Source organism: Mitsuaria sp. WAJ17 (assembly GCF_014174515.1).
Lineage (GTDB): Bacteria > Pseudomonadota > Gammaproteobacteria > Burkholderiales > Burkholderiaceae_C > Roseateles_B.
On record NZ_JACJUG010000121.1, the window covers coordinates 1 to 420 of the forward strand.

General features: G+C 71.7%; 1 protein-coding gene. It reads left to right on the forward strand.

What is annotated here, in order from left to right; translation table 11 throughout:
• Positions 1 to 420, forward strand: a 420-nt coding sequence (locus tag H5407_RS23650; RefSeq protein ID WP_183106924.1) for an Ig domain-containing protein, incomplete at both ends; no start/stop codon positions are given.

Here is a 420-nt window from a genome sequence, read left to right on the forward strand (position 1 = left end):
GCGGGCACTCTTCCGGCTGGGCTTTCCCTCGATCCCTCTACCGGGATTATCGGCGGCATCCCTAGTGCGAGCGGCAGTTTCACCTTCACCGTGACCGCGACCGACAGCTCGACCGGGACCGGGCCCTATAGCGGCAGCCGGGCCTATACGCTCAGCGTGGCGGCACCGACCATCAGCCTCGATCCGGCGACCTTGCCGGGGGCGAGCGTGGGCACGGCCTACAGCCAGGCGGTGACCGCGAGCGGCGGGACCGCGCCTTACAGCTATGCGGTCACTGCCGGCGCGCTGCCGGCAGGGGTGAGCCTGTCGGCCGGCGGCACGCTCTCGGGCACGCCCACGGCGGGCGGGAGCTTCGCCTTCACCGTCACCGCGACCGATGCCGGCGGGTTTACCGGAAGCCGCGCCTACTCGCTGAGCGTG